The organism is Sulfitobacter sediminis, assembly GCF_040811725.1.
GTDB lineage: Bacteria > Pseudomonadota > Alphaproteobacteria > Rhodobacterales > Rhodobacteraceae > Sulfitobacter > Sulfitobacter sediminis.
On the sequence record NZ_JBFNXX010000002.1, the window covers coordinates 1 to 18669 of the forward strand.

An 18669-nucleotide genomic window follows, 5' to 3' on the forward strand; every position below is an offset into this window, starting at 1 on the left:
CTCCCGCCCAATGTTTGCTCGAGATTGAATCACAAATCGGAACGATTAAACAAGAATTAATGGGTGTGCTGCCTAGTATTGTTGCGCTGGTAGCGCCGCTTCTGTTCTCCCTGTCGGCGGCGAGCGCACAGGATACTCTTGAGAACTACATCCGGGAGTATCCAAACCAGGAACAGGTCCGGATGATGCAACGTTGGCTCGAAACAAACGAGCCAGGCACTTTCCAGTTCACGGGGCTCGTCGACCCCACCGACGACACGGTCATCACACCGCAGGCGACTGTGAACTACGGCTACAACTGGTTCAGCCTTTCGGAGGGGCCGGCGATCATCCGCACGCCACAATATGAACGGTTCTTCTCGGTTTCGATTTTCGACATGAAACACAACGTGCCGGGGGTCATCGTGAACCCCGAGGTGCCGATACTCCTATACCGGCCAGGACAGACTTTGCCCGAAGGCGACTTCAACAGAGTCATGCTTGAGACCGATCAGGGACTCGCCTTCACTCGAATGGTGGTTGTGGACAACCTCGACGAGGTCATGGCGCTCAGCCATGAAATCGTCATGGAGGGTGGCATCGGTGACATGGGCCGCGATGTGCAAAGGTTTTCGCCGGAAGTCGAGGCCGCGGCACTTAAGCTCATCGAGGCCGCGGTGCCGTTGGTCGACACGGACAAAGTGTTCGGGACGGTCTCCGGCGATACAGGCGAAATTCACCTGGCTGCCGGCGTGTTTCAGGGCCAGCTTGGCACCCCGTCACACGTGGTGCGCTATGGCCTGCTGGCAGTCAACGAAGACGGCGAACCGTTCAACGGCGAAGATACCTATGTCCTCACAGTTCCAGCCGGCATCGTGAAGCCCGAGGGCTATTTCTCGGTCACTCTCTACGGGACCGACAACAAGCTGCTGATCCCGAACGAGGCGGGCCGATATGACCGTACATCGTACACATCAGAGCCCAATGCCGACGGAACAACAACGGTAACGCTCAGCCCGAGCGGAGAAGGGCTGAATGGCATCCCAACCGGCAAGCCGTTCTATGGCATTCTTCGGTCCTATATGCCGTTGCCAGGAGCGGATACCACGGTCAAGGTCGAAACGAAGTGATTGGAGTCCCCAGATGAAACGTATCCTTGTCGCGGTGCTTTGCGGTGTAATGTCCGCACCTGCCGCTCTTGCTGAAATCCCGGAAATCGACAGCTCTGACTGGGCCACCGATCCGCGCGATTACGGTATGACCGCGAAAGAGTACATCCAGGCCGAAAGCCGCGCCTTCTTCGCCGATTTTATCGGTCGGGTCGGGCTCAACACCTTCTACCATTTCCCCGGGGTCGCTTCGGCTGAGGACCGTTTTGTCGTGTCGCCAAACAACGACACGGTTTATTCCGTCGCGGTCGTCAATGTGACGGAGGGCTTCACGCTGGAGCTTCCGGAGACGGGTGACCGTTTCGTGTCAGTCCACATCGTCGATGAAAACCACATGTCACCATTCTACCTCTATGGTGGCGGGACGCGTGAATTTACCGCGGACCAGTTCGAAACCGAATATGTGGCTGTTGGCATCCGCACCGGAACAGACGCGTCCGAAGAAGACGTCCGATTCATCAAAGAGGAATTGCACCCAAACTACGCCATCACCGGGGCGTCGAACGTGGACGAGATGCCGCGCCCGGACCTCGATGTTCTGGCACGAGTCCGGTCAGCTCTTGTGGCCGAATACGGCAAGCTGAGCACCACCTCGGGCGCGATGCAGCCGCGCACGGAACTGGTCGAGGACTGGGAGTTCTTTACATACGTCACCGCAGGCGCTTGGGGTCTGTCGGCCGATGAGAACGCCATGTATGCGCCCTACGCATTGCCGGAGGCGATTGGTGGCAAATGCTACACGGCGACCTATCCGCCTGTGCCGGTGAAGGCGTTCTTCTCGATCACTGTCTACGGGGCAGAGAAGTACCTGATGTCGAATGTCGACAACATCGTCAGTTCAAATCGTGGCGTCGAGACGAACGACGATGGCTCGTTCACAGTGGCCTTTGGCGGTGAAGAGTGCCGCGAGCTTGCGCCAAACTACGTGTACACGCCAGACGATGGATGGAGCCTCTTGCTGCGCGCTTATCGCCCGGAAGTAGAAGAATTTCAGGCTTATGAAATGCCGGAGCTCACGCCAGTGGAATAGGCCGCAAGGACAGGTTTTCAGGCCATCGGTGGACCCGCGATTGCTTTTGCCATTAATGGTCGCTGCTAGGTGGGCCAGTCCGGATTACGTAGCTTGGTTGAGAGCTGCGAAAACTGTGAATCTGCATCGCTGAGCGTCTCCACCCGCCGCTCTCGCACGAGGTCAAGCTGGGTATTGCGCAGTTGCACTTGTGCTTTGAGGCGTGCGTTAGCGAGCGTGAGGGCAGGGTAGGTGGTTCGCGCTTGCGATGACATGAAACCACGGCATGCAGGCCGGTTTGGGCTTATCCCGGTTTTCAAACCACCGTGTGTCCGCTTTTGTCCCTACGACAGAGCCTTTCAGACAGGTCGGGCTGGACTGTTTGGGCCTCAGCACGCAAGAAGAACACGAAAAGCAAACGCGCGATCGACTGTCCAAGAATGCCCGCTTCGCGGCTGAAGCGGGCTTTCGCCGCAGTTTTATCACTGTTAGCTAAATGATTAAGCGTCTTGCGGACAAATCCGACATTACGGTTGGTAAACTCACAACGATGTTTGTTCGGATATCTCGGATTTGTCAGGGCTGTTAATCGGCGAGATCTTCTCCAGCCTGCGCGAGGTTCTGATCCTGTTCGAGCAATGTCGGAAACACCACAATACTAAGTAGACCATTCAATGCACTGGGCTATCGTCCTCCGGCTCTTGAAACCATAATACCGATGGAAAACAGTACAATCATGCACTTGCTAATCAACGTCGACCACTTAGATCGGGCTGCTTAACTCAGTATTTGTCAAAAAGCAGACGTTCGCGCGGCATACTGAACGACCGGATCATTGGATCAGCGCACAAAAGCTTAGAACATCAAAGAGTTTGTTCCTTGGGCCGCAACCAATCAATTAGCAAGCCTGGGCGCATCGCAGTTTGTGACGGTTGTGAGCCAGTATCCAAACTCTGCCATCCCCGCTTTCATTGCGCGGTCGAAGATGATCCCGGGATCAGCCGCGACCGCATCGACCGAATTGCCAATCCCGGAACGCAGAACTGCAAGTCTTGCGCCAATGTCAGAAAGCCTTTTTGAAGTTGGCTCCACCGCAGCCGTTATTCGGAGATCCTCGGCGTTCTTCAAATCCTCAAGCTGGCGTCGCACCGTCTGCAGCTCATTCTGCACGGACGTGAGGCGCTCGACCTGAGCGCTTGCAGCGGTCACAGCCGTTTCCGTTGCGCTGTCAACGGCTCCCATGAGGCGCCAGCCGAAATACAGCGCCAATACCAGCAGGATCAGCGTAGCGTTCAGTAGTGCTATCGCCAAATGACCGACGGCACGGATGAAATTGGTCTTGTCAGGTTGTGTCATGCCTCAGGCTCCCGGCGACAGGGATAGGTGATGAGACGGACCGATTGTAAGGACCGCATTCAAGATCGGCGGAATGCAGACGGCCGAAAAAAGCAAGGACATCTGACTGTAACTTGCAAGCTCTCTTGCGCTGATGGGCGGCTGCCCGAAGCTGGCAAGCTTCAACTTGCTGGATCAATGCGTGAAACTCAGCCCCAGGGGCGAGCCGTAATAATCCGTACCGATGGTGAGACGGAGAACGTCGTTGACGGTGTAATCCTTCCCTTGGGTGCGATGCCGAACAACAACGTTGCAGGGATTTGGCCCAGAAATAACGCGTGACCGATCCGCGTCGTCCATCGGTTGCGAAAGGGTTTGCTGCGCTTGCGGTTGCCACTGTCAGCACTTCGCTGATGAAGTCGGAAATTGAATTGACGAGATCGCTCACGTTTCTCGTTCCCTATTCACGACAGCGGGTCGAAAGGATGGGCCGACCAGCGGCCCATCTTGGTGTTTTTGTGACGGCGGTCTAGGCCGTTCTGCAACGGTTGATCTTCGCGTTATTGCCGGTAGCCGGGCATGATCGTTTCAACGTCGTTGAGGCGCTGCAACAGCTGTTGTTGCCGTAGCGTCTGGTAGCCGATATTGCCGGCCGACAGCGACGAGCCAGCTTGGAACGGGAAGTCCGCAAAGGACGTAAAAAACTGCTTAATCCGTTCTTGAATCGGTACGAAAATCCACATTGTGTTTTCGCCGTACCAGCGAATGTAGAGTTCCGATTCCTCCCACGCTCGCTCATATGGATCGGCCTTCAAGTTCACCACTACCGGCCAGGCGGGTGTTTCACGGATGGCAGTGTTGATTCCGCCGTGCAGCGTCGCGAAATGCGCCTTCCAGTCCTGCACCCGAACGGCGTTCAAATTTCCGGCCTGGTCGAAATAGAAGATCTCCTTGCGAGGGCTGTCCTCACGCTCGCCGGACAGATAAGGCACCATGTTGAAGCCATCGAGATGAACGCGAAATTCTTTGCCGTTCATTTCATGGCCCTGTTTGAACTTTTCGACGATATCGGGCTCGCCCAAGGCGGCGGCAAAGGTCGGGAACCAGTCTTCATGGCTGATGATGCCATTCATCTTTCTGCCCGGTTCGATGACACCGGGCCAGCGCACGACCAGAGGAACACGGAAGCCGCCCTCCCACGTCGTCCCTTTCTCACCAAGGAAAGGAGTTGATGCCGCCATCAGGCCAGGTGATCGTCTCGGCACCGTTGTCGGTCGAGTAAACAACTATCGTATTGTCGGCGATACCCAACTCGTCCAGCTTGTCCAGCAGTTGACCGACCATGCCGTCATGTTCGACCATGCCGTCGGGGTAGAGACCAATGCCCGTTACGCCCTCCGATTCCGGCTTGAGATGCGTCCAGACATGCATTCTGGTCGTGTTGTGCCACAGGAAGAACGGCTTGCCTTCGTCATGGGCGCGCTGGATGAAATCGAGGCCGGTTTCCAGCATCTCCTCGTCGATGGTTTCCATCCGTTTCCTCGTGAGAGGGCCGGTGTCTTCGACGGTGCCGTCGGCAAACGCTTTGATGACACCGCGCGGGCTATACTTTTCGCGGAAGGCAGGGTCTTTGGGGTAGTAGTAGCTTTCCGGTTCTTCTTCAGCGTTCAGGTGGTAGAGATTGCCGAAAAACTCATCGAATCCGTGTTTGGTCGGCAGATGATTGTCCTGATCGCCCAAGTGGTTCTTGCCATATTGTGCGGTCATGTAGTCGTGGTTCTTGACCATGTCGGCAATTGTTGGCGCCCAGTCCGGGATGCCATGGTCCGAGCCCGGCATTCCGATCGTCAAAAGACCAGTCCGGAATGGGTGTTGACCCAGAATGAACGCCGCTCGTCCGGCAGTACAAGACTGCTGCGCTTAGGCATCCGTGAATAGGGCGCCCTTGGCGGCGATCCTGTCGATATTGGGCGTCTGGTAGCCCATGATTCCGTGATTGTAGGTGCTGATATTATGCACCCCTATATCGTCGCCCCAGATCACCAGTATGTTCGGCTTGTCGGCCGACTGCGCAAAAGCGGCGACGGCCGACACCGCCGTCGCAAGTGCAATTGCGACAGCGTGAAGGCCGCCTGACAAAAAGCTTCTGAATATCATCTAGGGCCTGTGGACAATCATCTTGATGCGACGAGGGTCGCTGCCAAGTTCCAGGAAGCGGTGTAGCTACAGTCCGTTTTGTCGTATCTTGTGGCTATCCCTCTGAACTCTTTGATCTTTGCGAAGTAGTTCTCCACCAGATGTCGCCACTTGTAGACCTCAGTGTCATAATCGCGCTGGATTTTGCGGTTGGCTTTGGGCGGGATAACGGCGGTTGCGCCGCGCTCGTCGAAGTTTTGTAATAACCAGTCCGCATCAAACGCCTTGTCCGCGAGCAGCGCATCAAAAGAAACACCCCTGATCAACGGCGCGACACCTTTCATATCATGCGCTTGTCCCGGCAGCAGCAGAAAGCGCACCAGATTACCGAGCGCATCCACCAATGCAACGATCTTGGTCGTCAGCCCGCCACGCGAGCGCCCAATGGCCTGAGCCTGAGTCCCCCTTTTGCGCCGGTTGCCTTCTGGTGGACCTGAACGATGGTCCCGTCAATGAGCGCATATTCGAGGTCGGGATCACTGCTCATAGCATTGAAAAGACTCTCGAATACGCCGGACTTGGCCCACCGACGAAACCGCCGGAACTGGCTGTTCCAATTGCCCAAGGTGGGCGGCAGGTCGCGCCACGGCGACCCGGTGCGCACCCGCCAAAAGACCGCTTCCAGAAACAGGCGATTGTCCTTCGCCGAGGCTCCGGCATCGCTTACCTTTCCCGGAAGATGCGGTTCAAGCCGTTGCCACAATACGTCCGACACCACAAACCGCTGATCGTTCATACAAACCTCCATTTTGGAAGTTTGAATCAGAAATCAGGCCAAATGGGAATCCTGAATGTCCACAGGCCCTAGGTTTCTCCATTCGTGAATTTGCGCTGAACACGCTCCAGCGGTGTGTCTTAAGGTTAGGTGGCCGACATTGCCGGCGCAACAAAGTTCTCTACTCCGGCGGTGTGTAGGGATCGGGGGTTCCGAGCCGAATGGGGGGTTCTTGAAGCAACGTGGCCTGGTGGGCGACGACGCGTTTGAGGATAGGCGGCAGGACCCAGGTCGTCTCACCTGTACGGTCGGGGTAAAGCTCTTTGGGATCGCTCAGAAGGTTGTGCACGTTCGGCACGTTCAGCTTCTGCGCCGCCGAAAACATGTTGTCCAGCTGCCAGAAGTGGACTTTCCAGTTTCGCCATTTGTAGGCAAAGATATCGTCGCCGACATAGATCGGGAAGCCCTCGCGGTTGGACGTTTCCTGCTTGCCGGTGAAGAAATCGAGCTGGTCTATCCCATCGATGATCCGGTCTGACGGCACCTCGTATCCCGCGATGGAGGCCAGCGTGGGCAACAGGTCGGTTATGTGGACGATCTCGTTCGACACACGCCCTGCGGGGATCATGCCCGGCCACCGGACAAGGAACGACGTGCGCATCGAGCCTTCCAGCGCGGTGAAATACTGCCCGCGCCAGAACCCGGCAGTGCCATGCCAACCGCGCGCCTCCTCGGGGCCGTTGTCGCTGGTCCAGATCACGATGGTATCGTCGCGTAGCCCGAGTTCATCGAGCGTGTCGAGGATTTCCCCGGCACGATGGTCGATTTCAGCCAGCACGTCGGCGTAATGCCCGTTGCCGGTGATTTGCTCGAAATCCGGATGTGGCAGCGTCGGCAGATGCGGCTGTGTGTAAGGGATGAAGGCAAAGAAGGGCTTGTCCGCGTTCGCCTGGCGTTCGATGAAATCGATTGCGCGTTCGTTGACTTCACTGTCGATCAGTCGCCGTTTTTCGACCGTATAGGGTGCGACCGTGGTTGGCGTTTCACCCTTGACTGCTTCCTGCACGAAAGGTTGTACACCCACCTCCGGATCGTATTGCAATTGCTCGCGGTACCAGGACTCGTCTGTGGTGTTGGCCACGCCGTACCATTCGTCGAACCCCTGGTCGGTCGGGAATCGCCCCGGTACATCGCCAAGATGCCACTTGCCGAACATACCGGTTGCATAGCCCGCGTCCGAGAACAGCTCGGCCATTGTGACCTCCCAGCTGACCATGCCGTAGAGAACGCCCCAGACCACACGCGTGGTGCCGGATCGTATCGGATGGCGTCCGGTCATCAGCGCAGAGCGCGAGGGCGTGCACTGGTTTTCGACGTTGAAGTTCAGAAGCTTGGTGCCCTCTTCTGCCAGCGCATCGAGCACCGGCGTCTCTGCGCCGCGCAATAGCCCACCGCCATAGGTGCCGATCTCGCCCCAGCCGAGGTTGTCAACCATCATGATGACAACGTTCGGTTTGTCCTGCGCCTGTGCGGCGGTCTGGATGACCAGAAACGAAAAAATTGCGATCGTGGCTCTCAGAGCCAGCGAAGCCTTGCGAAATTTCATTGCGGCCCCCATTCTTTTTCAGAAGGTTACTAGCAGATGCCGTCGGCGACCTCTGATTTTGCGACAGTGTTTTGGCAATCGTCGAAGTCGGGGTACGATGCCCCTTATGCTGGCTGAGACAAACCACTTCGAGGAGGCGCCCCATCATGTTGAAAAAGCCTGAGGACGCCGCGCGCGAGGTCCCCCGTGGTCTAATCCGTTCGGCTGTGCTGGCGGGTCCGTGCGCGGCTTATGCTTTTAGACATGGGGATCTTCCGAATACTCTGTCGGATTGCGGCTTGAGCGCTCGCATCATCGAGGAACAGGAAGCGGTTCTCGATACCGACCAGTATCTTGAAGTGATGGCGCGGATCGGACATTCCGGCGGTGACATGTTTCTGTTTCAAGCTGGCCTAAACACATCGCTGGACGAATTCGGTTTGACCGGACAAGCCGTGCAGAGTGCCTCGACGCTCGGCGAAGCCATTGAGCTGACAGGGCAAATCCTCGGCTACCTGCAAAGCAATTCTTCGATCGAGATTGATTACCGCCGGGGGCGTTGTCAGCTTCGATATAATGCGGACTTCGGCCAATCCGGCGAAATCGCACCGGACCTACAGTACTCGATCGGCGTCTTTTCGAACCTGATCAGCCTAGCACAGCACAAGTACGACATGGAGCTGAAGATATCTTGCCCCGGCGCGAAGAACGTTTCCGTCGAGGCGTTGCAATCCAGCGCCAGGTTTCAGGACTCGCAGACAGCGGTTGTCGAATTTGACCAGCGCTTGCTGCAAAGCCCGATGCCTAAGTCAAACGGTGACCGGTCAGAGGTGCTGAGGCGTTTTCTGGGAACGCATTCGATCTCGAAGGCATCTACAATGAGCTTGACCGACACTGTGAGAGAACTCGTCGAGCATTCGATGGGGATCGCGAAGCCCGCGCAGCGGTTGGTGTCTTCGATGCTGGGAATGGGCCCACGCGCATTACAGCGCGCTCTCAAGCAGGAAGGAACATCCTTTCGCCAAATAATCGAGGCCAGTAGGAAATCGATTGCATTGCGTGAACTCAGGAACGGAAAAAGCGTCACCGAAACAGCCTTCCTGCTTGGCTATGACCACCCGCAAAATCTCACCTCTGCCTGCTACAGGTGGTATGGACGTTCGGCGTCCTCGTTGTGATCTCGCCTCTGTTCATGGGAATCTCCAAGTGCCAAGAACGGAAACGAGGACGCAAGATGCTAACCCACGACGGTCCTGGTGTCGAAAGGCAGGTGCTTCGGTGCGGACACCATCGCCACCTCTGTGCCTGTCAAGGGCGTAACTTGATCAAGACCGTCAGTAGTGAATCCACTCAGATTGCGCGGAACACATTGGAACAACTTAGTTTGCAAGCGCTTCGACGCCCGGTTTTGAAGAGTGCTGCACAACGGTCAGATACTCTCCTGACCCCCGGTAGAACATGTCTTGAGGGTGTTGTCAGAAAGATTCCAGTTGAGACGGGCAGGGCGGCCTCGTAGCGTCTCAACATGACCAAACCTGATCCTTTCAAGGGCTTTCAAAGCAGCCCAGAAATCATCCGCCTGGCGGTGATGCTGTATATCCGTTTCCCTCTTTCGCTTCGGAATGTCGAAGATCTGTTGCATGAACGCGGTATCGACATAAGCCATGAAACCGTCCGCTATTGGTGGAACAGGCTCGGTCCAATGTTCGCTGCGGAGATCCGCAGAAAGCGGGTCCAGCAGCTGCGTGCATTCTCCAAATGGAAGTGGCGCGTGGACGAGGTCTACGTGCAGATCAATGGCAAGCGTCACTATCTCTGGCGGGCCGTCGATCACGAAGGAGAGGTGCTGGACGTAGTTGTAACGAAGCGCCGAAACAAAGCTGCCGCATTGAAATTTCTCAAGAAATTAATGAAGCGGCACGGTTGTGCTGAGGAAATCGTAACGGATCGATTTGCGTCCTACAAAGCGGCTCTGCGAGAACTGGGTGCATTGGAAAAACAAAAGACGGGCAGGTGGCTCAACAACCGCGTCGAGAATTCACACCTGCCATTCCGACGAAGGGAGCGTGCCATGCAGCGCTTCCGGCGCATGCGAAGTTTGCAGAAATTCGCCGCCGTTCACTCCTCCGTTTACAACCATTTCAATCAGGAAAGATCGCTCACCAGCAGAGACACCTTCAAGCTGACACGCAACGCTGCTCTGGCCGAGTGGCGCGAACTTGGCGCGGCATAAGGGACAGAGTTACTGGCACAACAGAGACTGGTTCGAATCCGTCTGACACCACCCTTCGCGTTATCTCGGGGCAAGCGGGCGAAGACGGACCGGATCGACGCAGAACTCATCGCACGCTTCATGGCATTCAGACCTGAGGCTGGGCGAGAGCTGCCAGGTAAAAACCTACGTATCCTCAGGACTTTGACGACGAGGAGAGGACAACTTGTCGACATGCGCAAGCGGCTGAAAGCTCAGATCGGTGCTCGAAAGGAGCAGGGTGTATCTGCCGACGTCGAGGGCATGGAGGATGATCTTCAAGAAGTGCTCGACGCCCAGATCTCTGTCATCGAACGAAGGATCGAAAACGTAATTGCACAGACTGAGCAACTTGCTTCAAAAGCGAACCTCCTACGTTCAATCCCCGGAATTGGGCCCGTATCCGCGGCGATGTTGATCGCTGAATTGCCTGAGCTCGGCCGAATGACATCAGGCGAAGCCGCTGCCATTACCGGCCTCGCACCAGTTCCACATGACAGCGGAGCGATGCGAGGCAGGAGAATGATCGCGGGTGGACGACGGTCTCTGCGACATGTGCTGTTCCAAGCTGCCCTCGCTGCCGCCTGTCATAATCCAGTTCTCAAGCCGATCGCAAAGCGTCTCAAAGAGCGCGGAAAGCCACACAAGCTGATCATTATCGCAATAGCGCGGAGGTTGGTCACAATCGCCAACGCGATCATCAAAACTGGTAAGCCGTGGCTGACTCAGCCCGGAAAATAGATACAGTTGCTAGTGTGCACCAAAGGTCTATGTCGCGCTGTTGTCGCGGTCGCGCGCAAACTGGCTGTTCTGCTCCATCGCATGTGGGCAGATGCCACCGAGTTCCGCCCGGTGAAGGTGGAGGGCACAGCATGATCTGAACCGCCTGACACCAAAACCGAACGGGGTCGTCCTCACCGGACAAGGTTCGTGGACGAAGCCGAATATGGCTGCTGCGCAACGAGACGTGCGTCCCAAAGCGAGGCTCTCCACTGCCAATCCGACATATGCGTGCAGCGATGTCCCACGTGGCATCAACCAGACTGCGAAGAGAAGCGTCACCCGGATGAGCGACAAAAGCCCCAATTGAAAGCAGTCGCTTCGACGCGCTTTTCTTCCTGCTTCGAAGAAATGTCAGACTTGATCTCGAGAGGAAAATTGCTGACTTAGATCAATTAGATTGGGTGCCTTTAGCGTTAGATTTTCAGAAATATAATCGATTTTCGTCGGCGTTTATGTCGTGAACAAAACTGAAACCAAAGGACAAAGTGATGTTAGCGCTTTATCGGGAAATCTGGCGAGTGAGCGGCAAACGTCAAATCTTTCTGGTGCTCCTCTCAGTTGCAATCGCAGTACTCGCGGTCGTGCCGCTAAGATTCCAGCAAGATATTGTCAATTTGCTCACAGATGGGAGTTATGAACCTAAACGGCTCTACTTGCTCTGCGCAGGGATGATGGGAGTGATCATTTTGAGCCTCAGTCTCAAGTGGATCATGGGGTACCGCTCACAGATTTTGGGTGAAGATGTCATTCGCTACATCCGTAGGCTTCTGCTCACCAGCGCGAGAGATCCCGAAAATGCCAACGCAGCACTCCAAACCGGAACACTTTCAACCGCGATAACAAGTGAAGCAGAAGAACTCGGAAAATTCACCGGTGGCGCATTTGCGCAACCAGTGATGCAGATCGGAACACTAATATCCGTAGTTGGTTTTGTTGCTTCGGCACAGCCTGGTCTGGGCGTTGTGGCCTTTTCTATGATCGCCCCTCAGGTCGCTATCGTTCTATTCACACAGCGAAAAGTAAACGAAATGTTAGCAATGCGCGTCCGTTTGCTGCGACGAGCAACGGATACGATCACAGCAAACGACATTGAGGACACAACAAACCGGGTGCTCCAGGACTTCGATGAAATCTATGGCGCGAGGCAGTCGATGTTTAAATGGAAGCTTTCAACAAAGTTTCTGCTCAGTGCCATCAATGGTGCTGGCACAGTGCTCGTCTTTTTCCTTGGTGGGTCACTGGTTTTGCAGGGGAAAACCGATGTTGGAACCGTCGTGGCCGCAACTTTGGGCTTAACCAGGCTGCACGGCCCAACGGCCTTTCTATTATCTTTTTATCGTGAAGTCAGTGCAAATCGGGTGAAGTTTGACCTGCTCCTTGATCTGGAGTTCATGGGGCCTCACGCCAAGTAATGGGACAAACAGCTATGACAAAAGGTTAAGCCAGTGACCTTTCCGGCCTCTCAGTCGACTACATCGATATTCTAAAGAAGCCATTCAGAACAGGATGCGAACGGACAGGGCCATTAACGCATCTTCTAGTTGTGGCGTCGCTTCAGACTCGTCGAAACGGTCGATCCTATTCAAGCCTCTACCAATCAGCCTGACAATCTCCGGTGACGCCGCAAACTTTGAGTGACTAAGGGTCCTATTATCATCTACTTTCGAAAGATCAACCACTGTGACCCCAAGCGATGCCAACTCTTCCGCATTTGCGGCACCTACTCTAGGCACACCACCGGCAATGAATCGCGACACTCTTAGTGCTTGGTCATCTTCCGAAAGCAGGACAAAGAAGTTCTCCGGCCTGTCGTCGAATTGTGCAAGCTGAGATCGAAACAGATCAAGATCGATGTCCGGCTGACGCCATCAACGTAGGAGATAACTGTGAGATAATGTCGCCGATGGCCAAGGGAGCGAACGCCGCGCTCCGTCGTCAATATTCTCGAGTGACTAATTGAAACGCTCGTCTGTGCCAACACTTAATCCTAGCACAATATTCAAATCTTACGGAAAGTATCGGATATTCTCACCGAAATGTCGGTTAGTGCTGGTTTAATGTTCGGCAAGCGCTATACTACGATAGACACAAGTAGTTTGTCCGAGAGAGATGTTGCACTTGCAGATTGTATCTCACACAAAAATATCTTTGGTTATCCGTTGTATCGCGAAGTATCAGAAAAGGCATTTACCATGAAGTCTGCCATTCTTTTTGCCGCTATGACTCTTGTTGCGGGAACGGCATCAGCCTGTCCGTGGGCAGCTAATTCCTATAAAGCTAGCATCGAGGGCAGGGTCGACTTCAATTTCACGTTCGACACAGACTGTTCTTCAATCCTAGCGCAAAAAGCGGGTAAGCAAGCGGAAAACGTTCAGTTGAGATTTGTTGAAGGTAGAGAGGCGGACACAGGATGGTATTTTGAATATGACTTATTTGAGTTCTTGTTTAATGAGGATGGCGTACGAGCGGACGCAAGGCAAGGAGGGGCACGCAGGACGATGCGTCTCAGACAAGTCAATTCCTGACAGCGCCTTTTGTGACCCTTAGTGGGTAGATCCCGCTAGATGAAGTGATCGAGAAAGGCGCGGCACGCCGTCCACCAAGGGCGTGAAGTTGTGAAGAGCACCGTGACGAAGATACTGGACAAGAAAGCCGCATTGGAATCCCACCCAAAGAAATGTGTAAAGATGATTAGCCGGAAGTTGTTATTGCTGAGAAACTTCAATCCTATGGTGCAGCGTTGACAGAGATTGTTGGTGGCTCTCTGCAGAACACGGGTCGTTTGATTAAGAAGCGAGCAGAGAATTCAAACTTGCCATCCCGACGACAGGAAAGTGTTCAATCGATTAGTTGTTAATGCTCTAATAGGCTTGCCCATCTTGGACTTCATGGGGCTTCACGAAGGTCCCGGAATAATCCCCCGTGTGCTTGATATGCGCTTGGTGGGAACGCATTTGGATCATTGCTTGGCCGCCACAGCCGTTCTGCTAGGGAAATCCGAGAGAATGTTTGATGCGGCCACAGCCAACCTTTCCCTAGACGCTCCTGCAAGTTCTGCTTCGCTTAATCGTCTGCTTGCTTGGCTGTGCCAGATTGGCCGCTGTGTGCTCACATCAAACGCATCGACAGAAAGTGTGCCTTCTGTAACCTCCACTGGTTCAGTTCTCGTGGTACTAAAACTGCCGGCGGGACCATCATAGCCTGGTCCGTAGTTCCTCCCACCCCATCCCCAATCGTCGTACGTTTTGTGATAATTGGTAGGACGCTCCTGCAGTTCAATCTCATTCTGCGCACCCAAGGTGAATGACACCGCGAAGTCTGCAGTGTCGGTCGATACGAAGCGATATCCTTTGCTCTCGAACTCTGCCTTCAGCGCTTCGGTTATTATTACTTCGACCTGTGGAGAGATAGGATGGTCACCAGTCTTAATCAGAGGTGGCACTTTTGCCCAAGTAAACGTCCTCAATTGCGAAAAGTCTTGGCTTGGATCCGCGCGAGAATACACATTTGGCGCACATGCGGACAAAATGAGAAGCGCTACCGCGTAGATTGCCAAAAAATGTATACGTCCCATAGAGCTGTTACCTTCAAGTTCAGTGTAAACAAACTATCGCACGAGCCCAACGCGACGTCCAATTCGTTTTGCTTGCCTGTTGTCTAGGGCCTGTGGACAATCATCTTGATGCGACGAGGGTCGCTGCCAAGTTCCAGGAAGCGGTGTAGCTACAGTCCGTTTTGTCGTATCTTGTGGCTATCCCTCTGAACTCTTTGATCTTTGCGAAGTAGTTCTCCACCAGATGTCGCCACTTGTAGACCTCAGTGTCATAATCGCGCTGGATTTTGCGGTTGGCTTTGGGCGGGATAACGGCGGTTGCGCCGCGCTCGTCGAAGTTTTGTAATAACCAGTCCGCATCAAACGCCTTGTCCGCGAGCAGCGCATCAAAAGAAACACCCCTGATCAACGGCGCGACACCTTTCATATCATGCGCTTGTCCCGGCAGCAGCAGAAAGCGCACCAGATTACCGAGCGCATCCACCAATGCAACGATCTTGGTCGTCAGCCCGCCACGCGAGCGCCCAATGGCCTGAGCCTGAGTCCCCCTTTTGCGCCGGTTGCCTTCTGGTGGACCTGAACGATGGTCCCGTCAATGAGCGCATATTCGAGGTCGGGATCACTGCTCATAGCATTGAAAAGACTCTCGAATACGCCGGACTTGGCCCACCGACGAAACCGCCGGAACTGGCTGTTCCAATTGCCCAAGGTGGGCGGCAGGTCGCGCCACGGCGACCCGGTGCGCACCCGCCAAAAGACCGCTTCCAGAAACAGGCGATTGTCCTTCGCCGAGGCTCCGGCATCGCTTACCTTTCCCGGAAGATGCGGTTCAAGCCGTTGCCACAATACGTCCGACACCACAAACCGCTGCTCGTTCATACAAACCTCCTTTTTGGAAGTTTGAATCAGAAATCAGGCAAAATGGGAATCCTGAATGTCCACAGGCCCTAGCAGATCGATAGCAGAAATGTTGAAGTATTTGGAGTGCTGCGCCGATATACCTATTCGAGTATTGTCATGGATTTTCGTTCAGGCCGCGCCGTGATTTCCGGAATGCGATGGAAATCTTGACCAGCCTTCAAGGTGGGCAAGCCTTTGTCTATCAAGCTGAAATCAACTTAGAGATGAATCCGTCATATTGAGCAACCGCTGCATGCATTCGTCTTGGTAGGAGTAGCGATTGTACACGGCCGCCACACCGCTGATTGTGCCTGTCACATGGTTCAATAGTCGTTCCGTTACGTGAATGGGGGACCGAGTTGCGCGTGCATGGTGAAGTATGTTCTGCGAAGGTCGTGCAATGTGAAGTGGTCGCGGGAAATCCGCCTCAAGGACTTCACAGATGCAACCCGATTAGCGAAGACAAGTTCGCATTTGTCTGACAGCACCTGTCAGACATCACAGATCGAGAGCCTAGAAAGAGCCTAAGGAGATGGCTGTGGTTCGGTAAGTGATTGATTTTAATGGTGCCCCCACACGGACTCGAACCGCGGACCTACTGATTACAAATCAGTTGCTCTACCAGCTGAGCTATAGGGGCCTGCGCCCGCGCGGGCGCTTGAGGCAGAAGTGTCTTGCACCCCCGCTGCGTGAGGCGTCTTAGTGGATGCGCCTGTGCGATGCAAGACTTCTCGGGATGGACAACGATCATTTTACGATGTGTGCGGCGGCGTCCGCCATCGCTGCAAGATTGCCGTTTTACACGCCTTTCGAGAGACTGTATTGACGGCGGAACCGAGCCACGTTCCGAGACCTAGAGATGCAGCTTGTTTTGCAGACAGGAGCCCACTTCACCGAGCAGGAGCGGCTGATCAAATCGGTACTGCGGAACAAGGACGACTTTGCCAAGCGCGGGATCATCGTGCCCGGGCCCAACAGCTATCGCCGTCTGGTACGCGACACGCTCAACGCGATGAGCCGCGCGCCGGCGTCGCCCGACGCCCGTGACGTTCTTCTGGAGGTGATCCTCGACGACACGCCGGCGGACAGGGTGATCCTGTCGGATGCAAATTTCTTCCGCACTGCCGGGACGGCCATTCAGAAAGGCGTGCTCTATCCCGCTGCTGCTGACCGGATGGCCCATATGGCCGAGCTTTTTCCCGACGACGATCTGGAGATCTTCCTTGCCATCCGCAATCCGGCGACGCTGATTCCGCTGCTCCACGACAACGCGATCGACAAGTCTGATCAGGCATTCTGGGACGGGCGCGGGCCCTTCGATATCCGCTGGTCCGACACGATTGCCGATATCCGGGAGGCCGCGCCGCGCGTTCCCATCACCGTCTGGTGCGTCGAGGATACGCCCTTCATCTGGGGACAGGTGATCCGCGAGATGGCCGGGATCGACCCGCAGGAGAAGATCGTGGGCAGCTTTGACCTGCTGGCCTCGATCATGTCGAAGGAAGGGATGGAACGTTTCAGGAGCTACCTGCACAGCCACCCCGACATGTCCGAGGTTCAGAAGCGGCGGGTGATCGCGGCCCTCCTCGACAAGTTCGCCATCGAAGACAAGATCGAGGAAGAGCTGGACATGCCTGGCTGGACCGAGGAACTCGTCGATGATTTGACCGCAGCCTATGACGAGGATGTCTTTCACGTCGGCCGCCTGCCCGGGGTGACGTTGATTGCGCCCTGAGACCGTCAGTCTGGCTTGAAGGTCGCCGCGATCTCGATGATCACGTCATAGGCCGCGTCCACATCTTCCGCGGTCGCGCCGAAGGCACCAGCCTGAAAGCGGATCACCAGCGCCCCGTCGATCCGGGTCTGCGTCAGGTAGATGCGGCCATCGTCGTTGATCGTGTTGACCAGCCGCTGGTTGAGGGTGTCAAGGTCCGCTGCGCCTTTCGGCGCGTAGCGGAACGTGAAGAGCGAGAGCATCGGTGCCGTGACGATCTCGAAACCCTCGGTTTCGTTCAGCCGCCGCGCCAGCGCTTCGGACCAACTGACGTGGTTGCGGATCATCTGGCGGAGACCTTCAAGTCCGTGGGCCCGCAGCAGGAACCAGAGCTTGAGCGCGCGGAAGCGGCGGCCCAGCGGGACGGACCACTCCGAATAGTTGATGATTCCGTCCGCGCCGTGGGTTTTCAGGTACTCCGGCTGGATCGCGAGCGTCCTGACCAGTGTTTCGGGGTCCTTTAGGAAATGAGTGGTGCAGTCGAACTGTGCGCCCAACCACTTGTGGGGGTTCAGCACGACGCTGTCGGCACGACCGACGCCCTGCCAGAGCGTCTGGAACTCGGGGCAGATCATCGCGGCCCCCGCCCAGGCGGCATCGACATGAACGTAGAGGCCCTCGGCCTCCGCCACGTCCATCACCGCGTCGATGTCATCCGTGGCCCCTGCGCTGGTGCCGCCGACGCAGGCCACGATCCCGGCAGGCATGAGACCCGCGGCGCGGTCCTTCTCGATGGCCTGGCTGAGGGCGCTCAAGTCCATGGCGCGGTCAGGACCTCCGGACGGAATACGCACGAGGTTCGCCTCGCCGATCCCGGCGATCCAGATGGCCCTGTCGATGGAACTGTGCACCTCGGCGCTGGCGTAGACGCGCAGCGTGGGCTGGCCGCTCAGCCCCTCGCGGTTGCCCGCCCAGCCAAGGGCGCGTTCGCGCATCGCCAGCACGGCGCAGAGCGTGGCGGTGCTGGCGCTGTCCTGGATCACACCGGCAAAACCTGCGGGCAGCCCCACGGCCTGCCGCATCCAGTCGCAGACCCGCGTCTCGAGCTCGGTCGCCGCAGGAGAGGTCTGCCAGAGCATGCATTGCGCCGCGATGGCGCTGACATAGCTTTCGGCGAGCACCGAGACGGGCGCGGCATTCGCGGGGAAATAGGCGAAGAACCGGGGATGTTGCCAATGGGTCATGCCGGGCATGATGACCTGGTCGAGATCGGCCAGAATGTCGTCTACCGGCTCCGCCGTTTCGGGCGCGCTTGCGGGAAGCCGGCGCAGGATCTCGCCCGGTCTGGTCTGTGCGCGTACGGGGCGATCCCGCAGGGTGAGATGATAGTCCGCCGCCCAATCCGCCGCCGCGCGACCGCGTGCGCGAAACTCTTCCCAATCCATCTGCCTTATCCCTTGCCAATCTCCCGCCCTCTGTC

18 protein-coding genes, 1 tRNA gene and 1 pseudogene are annotated in these 18669 nt (G+C 56.0%); 9 read left to right on the plus strand and 11 right to left on the minus strand.

The window, feature by feature from the left end:
* On the plus strand, nucleotides 1–1109 hold a 1109-nt coding region (locus tag AB2B41_RS02515; protein ID WP_367876173.1), incomplete at its 5' end, for a DUF1214 domain-containing protein.
* 13 nt (nucleotides 1110–1122) lie between these two features.
* Nucleotides 1123–2178 (plus strand): DUF1214 domain-containing protein, encoded by a 1056-nt coding sequence (locus AB2B41_RS02520; RefSeq protein ID WP_367876174.1) that lies wholly within the window; start codon nucleotides 1123–1125, stop codon nucleotides 2176–2178.
* Between the two features lie 873 nt (nucleotides 2179–3051).
* On the opposite strand, the gene AB2B41_RS02530 is transcribed toward AB2B41_RS02520, so the two are convergent.
* The 6 genes from AB2B41_RS02530 to AB2B41_RS02555 form a co-directional block, all read right to left on the minus strand.
* Nucleotides 3052–3513 carry a hypothetical protein gene (locus AB2B41_RS02530; protein WP_367876175.1) on the minus strand — a complete coding sequence of 154 codons (462 nt, stop codon included), beginning with the start codon at nucleotides 3511–3513 and terminating at the stop codon, nucleotides 3052–3054.
* A 539-nt stretch (nucleotides 3514–4052) separates the two neighbouring features.
* The gene (locus tag AB2B41_RS02535; RefSeq protein WP_367876176.1) at nucleotides 4053–4733 is read right to left on the minus strand and encodes a sulfatase-like hydrolase/transferase; all 681 of its coding nucleotides are present in this window, start codon (nucleotides 4731–4733) and stop codon (nucleotides 4053–4055) included.
* Complete coding sequence (locus AB2B41_RS02540; protein WP_367876536.1) at nucleotides 4705–5376, minus strand: sulfatase-like hydrolase/transferase; 672 nt, start codon at nucleotides 5374–5376, stop codon at nucleotides 4705–4707. Before AB2B41_RS02540 ends, AB2B41_RS02535 begins: the two co-directional genes overlap by 29 nt.
* A gap of 36 nt (nucleotides 5377–5412) precedes the next feature.
* Entirely contained in the window at nucleotides 5413–5631 is a 219-nt protein-coding gene (locus AB2B41_RS02545; RefSeq protein WP_367876177.1) for a hypothetical protein, read from the minus strand.
* Between the two features lie 35 nt (nucleotides 5632–5666).
* A protein-coding gene (locus AB2B41_RS02550) for an IS5 family transposase (protein WP_367876178.1) occupies nucleotides 5667–6424 on the minus strand; the annotation gives its coding sequence in 2 pieces (ribosomal slippage) (nucleotides 5667–6088 and nucleotides 6088–6424; 759 coding nt in all).
* A 160-nt stretch (nucleotides 6425–6584) separates the two neighbouring features.
* Nucleotides 6585–8009 (minus strand): arylsulfatase, encoded by a 1425-nt coding sequence (locus tag AB2B41_RS02555; RefSeq protein ID WP_367876179.1) that lies wholly within the window; start codon nucleotides 8007–8009, stop codon nucleotides 6585–6587.
* A 146-nt stretch (nucleotides 8010–8155) separates the two neighbouring features.
* On the opposite strand from AB2B41_RS02555, the gene AB2B41_RS02560 reads away from it, so the two are divergent.
* From AB2B41_RS02560 to AB2B41_RS02580, 5 genes and pseudogenes are all read left to right on the plus strand, one after another.
* The gene (locus AB2B41_RS02560; RefSeq protein WP_367876180.1) at nucleotides 8156–9166 is read left to right on the plus strand and encodes an AraC family transcriptional regulator; all 1011 of its coding nucleotides are present in this window, start codon (nucleotides 8156–8158) and stop codon (nucleotides 9164–9166) included.
* Nucleotides 9167–9513: 347 nt separating this feature from the next.
* Nucleotides 9514–10221, plus strand: coding sequence for an IS6 family transposase (locus AB2B41_RS02565; protein ID WP_367876181.1), 708 nt, complete (start codon nucleotides 9514–9516; stop codon nucleotides 10219–10221).
* A 12-nt stretch (nucleotides 10222–10233) separates the two neighbouring features.
* Nucleotides 10234–10980 (plus strand): IS110 family RNA-guided transposase, encoded by a 747-nt coding sequence (locus tag AB2B41_RS02570; protein WP_367876537.1) that lies wholly within the window; start codon nucleotides 10234–10236, stop codon nucleotides 10978–10980.
* 21 nt (nucleotides 10981–11001) lie between these two features.
* Nucleotides 11002–11115 (plus strand): annotated as a pseudogene (locus AB2B41_RS02575) (IS110 family RNA-guided transposase); the annotation flags it as partial.
* A 395-nt stretch (nucleotides 11116–11510) separates the two neighbouring features.
* Entirely contained in the window at nucleotides 11511–12434 is a 924-nt protein-coding gene (locus AB2B41_RS02580; protein ID WP_367876182.1) for an ABC transporter transmembrane domain-containing protein, read from the plus strand.
* A gap of 84 nt (nucleotides 12435–12518) precedes the next feature.
* Here the strand turns inward: AB2B41_RS02580 and AB2B41_RS02585 are convergent, their stop codons facing one another.
* Nucleotides 12519–12875 (minus strand): alpha/beta hydrolase, encoded by a 357-nt coding sequence (locus AB2B41_RS02585; RefSeq protein ID WP_367876538.1) that lies wholly within the window; start codon nucleotides 12873–12875, stop codon nucleotides 12519–12521.
* 204 nt (nucleotides 12876–13079) lie between these two features.
* On the opposite strand from AB2B41_RS02585, the gene AB2B41_RS02590 reads away from it, so the two are divergent.
* The gene (locus tag AB2B41_RS02590; RefSeq protein ID WP_367876183.1) at nucleotides 13080–13547 is read left to right on the plus strand and encodes a hypothetical protein; all 468 of its coding nucleotides are present in this window, start codon (nucleotides 13080–13082) and stop codon (nucleotides 13545–13547) included.
* Between the two features lie 434 nt (nucleotides 13548–13981).
* On the opposite strand, the gene AB2B41_RS02595 is transcribed toward AB2B41_RS02590, so the two are convergent.
* The 3 genes from AB2B41_RS02595 to AB2B41_RS02605 all read right to left on the minus strand — a co-directional run bounded on the left by AB2B41_RS02595 (nucleotide 13982) and on the right by AB2B41_RS02605 (nucleotide 16115).
* Nucleotides 13982–14578: a DUF4136 domain-containing protein gene (locus AB2B41_RS02595; RefSeq protein ID WP_367876184.1), complete on the minus strand. Its 597-nt coding sequence runs from the start codon at nucleotides 14576–14578 to the stop codon at nucleotides 13982–13984.
* A 118-nt stretch (nucleotides 14579–14696) separates the two neighbouring features.
* A protein-coding gene (locus AB2B41_RS02600) for an IS5 family transposase (protein WP_367876185.1) occupies nucleotides 14697–15454 on the minus strand; the annotation gives its coding sequence in 2 pieces (ribosomal slippage) (nucleotides 14697–15118 and nucleotides 15118–15454; 759 coding nt in all).
* Nucleotides 15455–16039: 585 nt separating this feature from the next.
* A tRNA-Thr gene (locus AB2B41_RS02605) sits at nucleotides 16040–16115 on the minus strand.
* A 219-nt stretch (nucleotides 16116–16334) separates the two neighbouring features.
* On the opposite strand from AB2B41_RS02605, the gene AB2B41_RS02610 reads away from it, so the two are divergent.
* Nucleotides 16335–17210, plus strand: coding sequence for a hypothetical protein (locus AB2B41_RS02610; RefSeq protein WP_367876186.1), 876 nt, complete (start codon nucleotides 16335–16337; stop codon nucleotides 17208–17210).
* A gap of 5 nt (nucleotides 17211–17215) precedes the next feature.
* Here the strand turns inward: AB2B41_RS02610 and AB2B41_RS02615 are convergent, their stop codons facing one another.
* Nucleotides 17216–18634 carry a pyridoxal phosphate-dependent decarboxylase family protein gene (locus tag AB2B41_RS02615; RefSeq protein WP_367876187.1) on the minus strand — a complete coding sequence of 473 codons (1419 nt, stop codon included), beginning with the start codon at nucleotides 18632–18634 and terminating at the stop codon, nucleotides 17216–17218.
* Nucleotides 18635–18669 lie beyond the last annotated feature (35 nt).

What these genes read in the sequence shown, in the direction of transcription:
- AB2B41_RS02555 (WP_367876179.1), bottom strand. Translation starts at nt 8,009, where the DNA reads ATGAAATTTCGCAAGGCTTCGCTGGCTCTGAGAGCCACGATCGCAATT.
- AB2B41_RS02590 (WP_367876183.1), top strand. Translation starts at nt 13,080, where the DNA reads ATGTTCGGCAAGCGCTATACTACGATAGACACAAGTAGTTTGTCCGAG.
- AB2B41_RS02580 (WP_367876182.1), top strand. Translation starts at nt 11,511, where the DNA reads ATGTTAGCGCTTTATCGGGAAATCTGGCGAGTGAGCGGCAAACGTCAA.
- AB2B41_RS02565 (WP_367876181.1), top strand. Translation starts at nt 9,514, where the DNA reads ATGACCAAACCTGATCCTTTCAAGGGCTTTCAAAGCAGCCCAGAAATC.
- AB2B41_RS02610 (WP_367876186.1), top strand. Translation starts at nt 16,335, where the DNA reads ATGCAGCTTGTTTTGCAGACAGGAGCCCACTTCACCGAGCAGGAGCGG.
- AB2B41_RS02530 (WP_367876175.1), bottom strand. Translation starts at nt 3,513, where the DNA reads ATGACACAACCTGACAAGACCAATTTCATCCGTGCCGTCGGTCATTTG.
- AB2B41_RS02560 (WP_367876180.1), top strand. Translation starts at nt 8,156, where the DNA reads ATGTTGAAAAAGCCTGAGGACGCCGCGCGCGAGGTCCCCCGTGGTCTA.
- AB2B41_RS02615 (WP_367876187.1), bottom strand. Translation starts at nt 18,634, where the DNA reads ATGGATTGGGAAGAGTTTCGCGCACGCGGTCGCGCGGCGGCGGATTGG.
- AB2B41_RS02520 (WP_367876174.1), top strand. Translation starts at nt 1,123, where the DNA reads ATGAAACGTATCCTTGTCGCGGTGCTTTGCGGTGTAATGTCCGCACCT.
- AB2B41_RS02535 (WP_367876176.1), bottom strand. Translation starts at nt 4,733, where the DNA reads ATGGCGGCATCAACTCCTTTCCTTGGTGAGAAAGGGACGACGTGGGAG.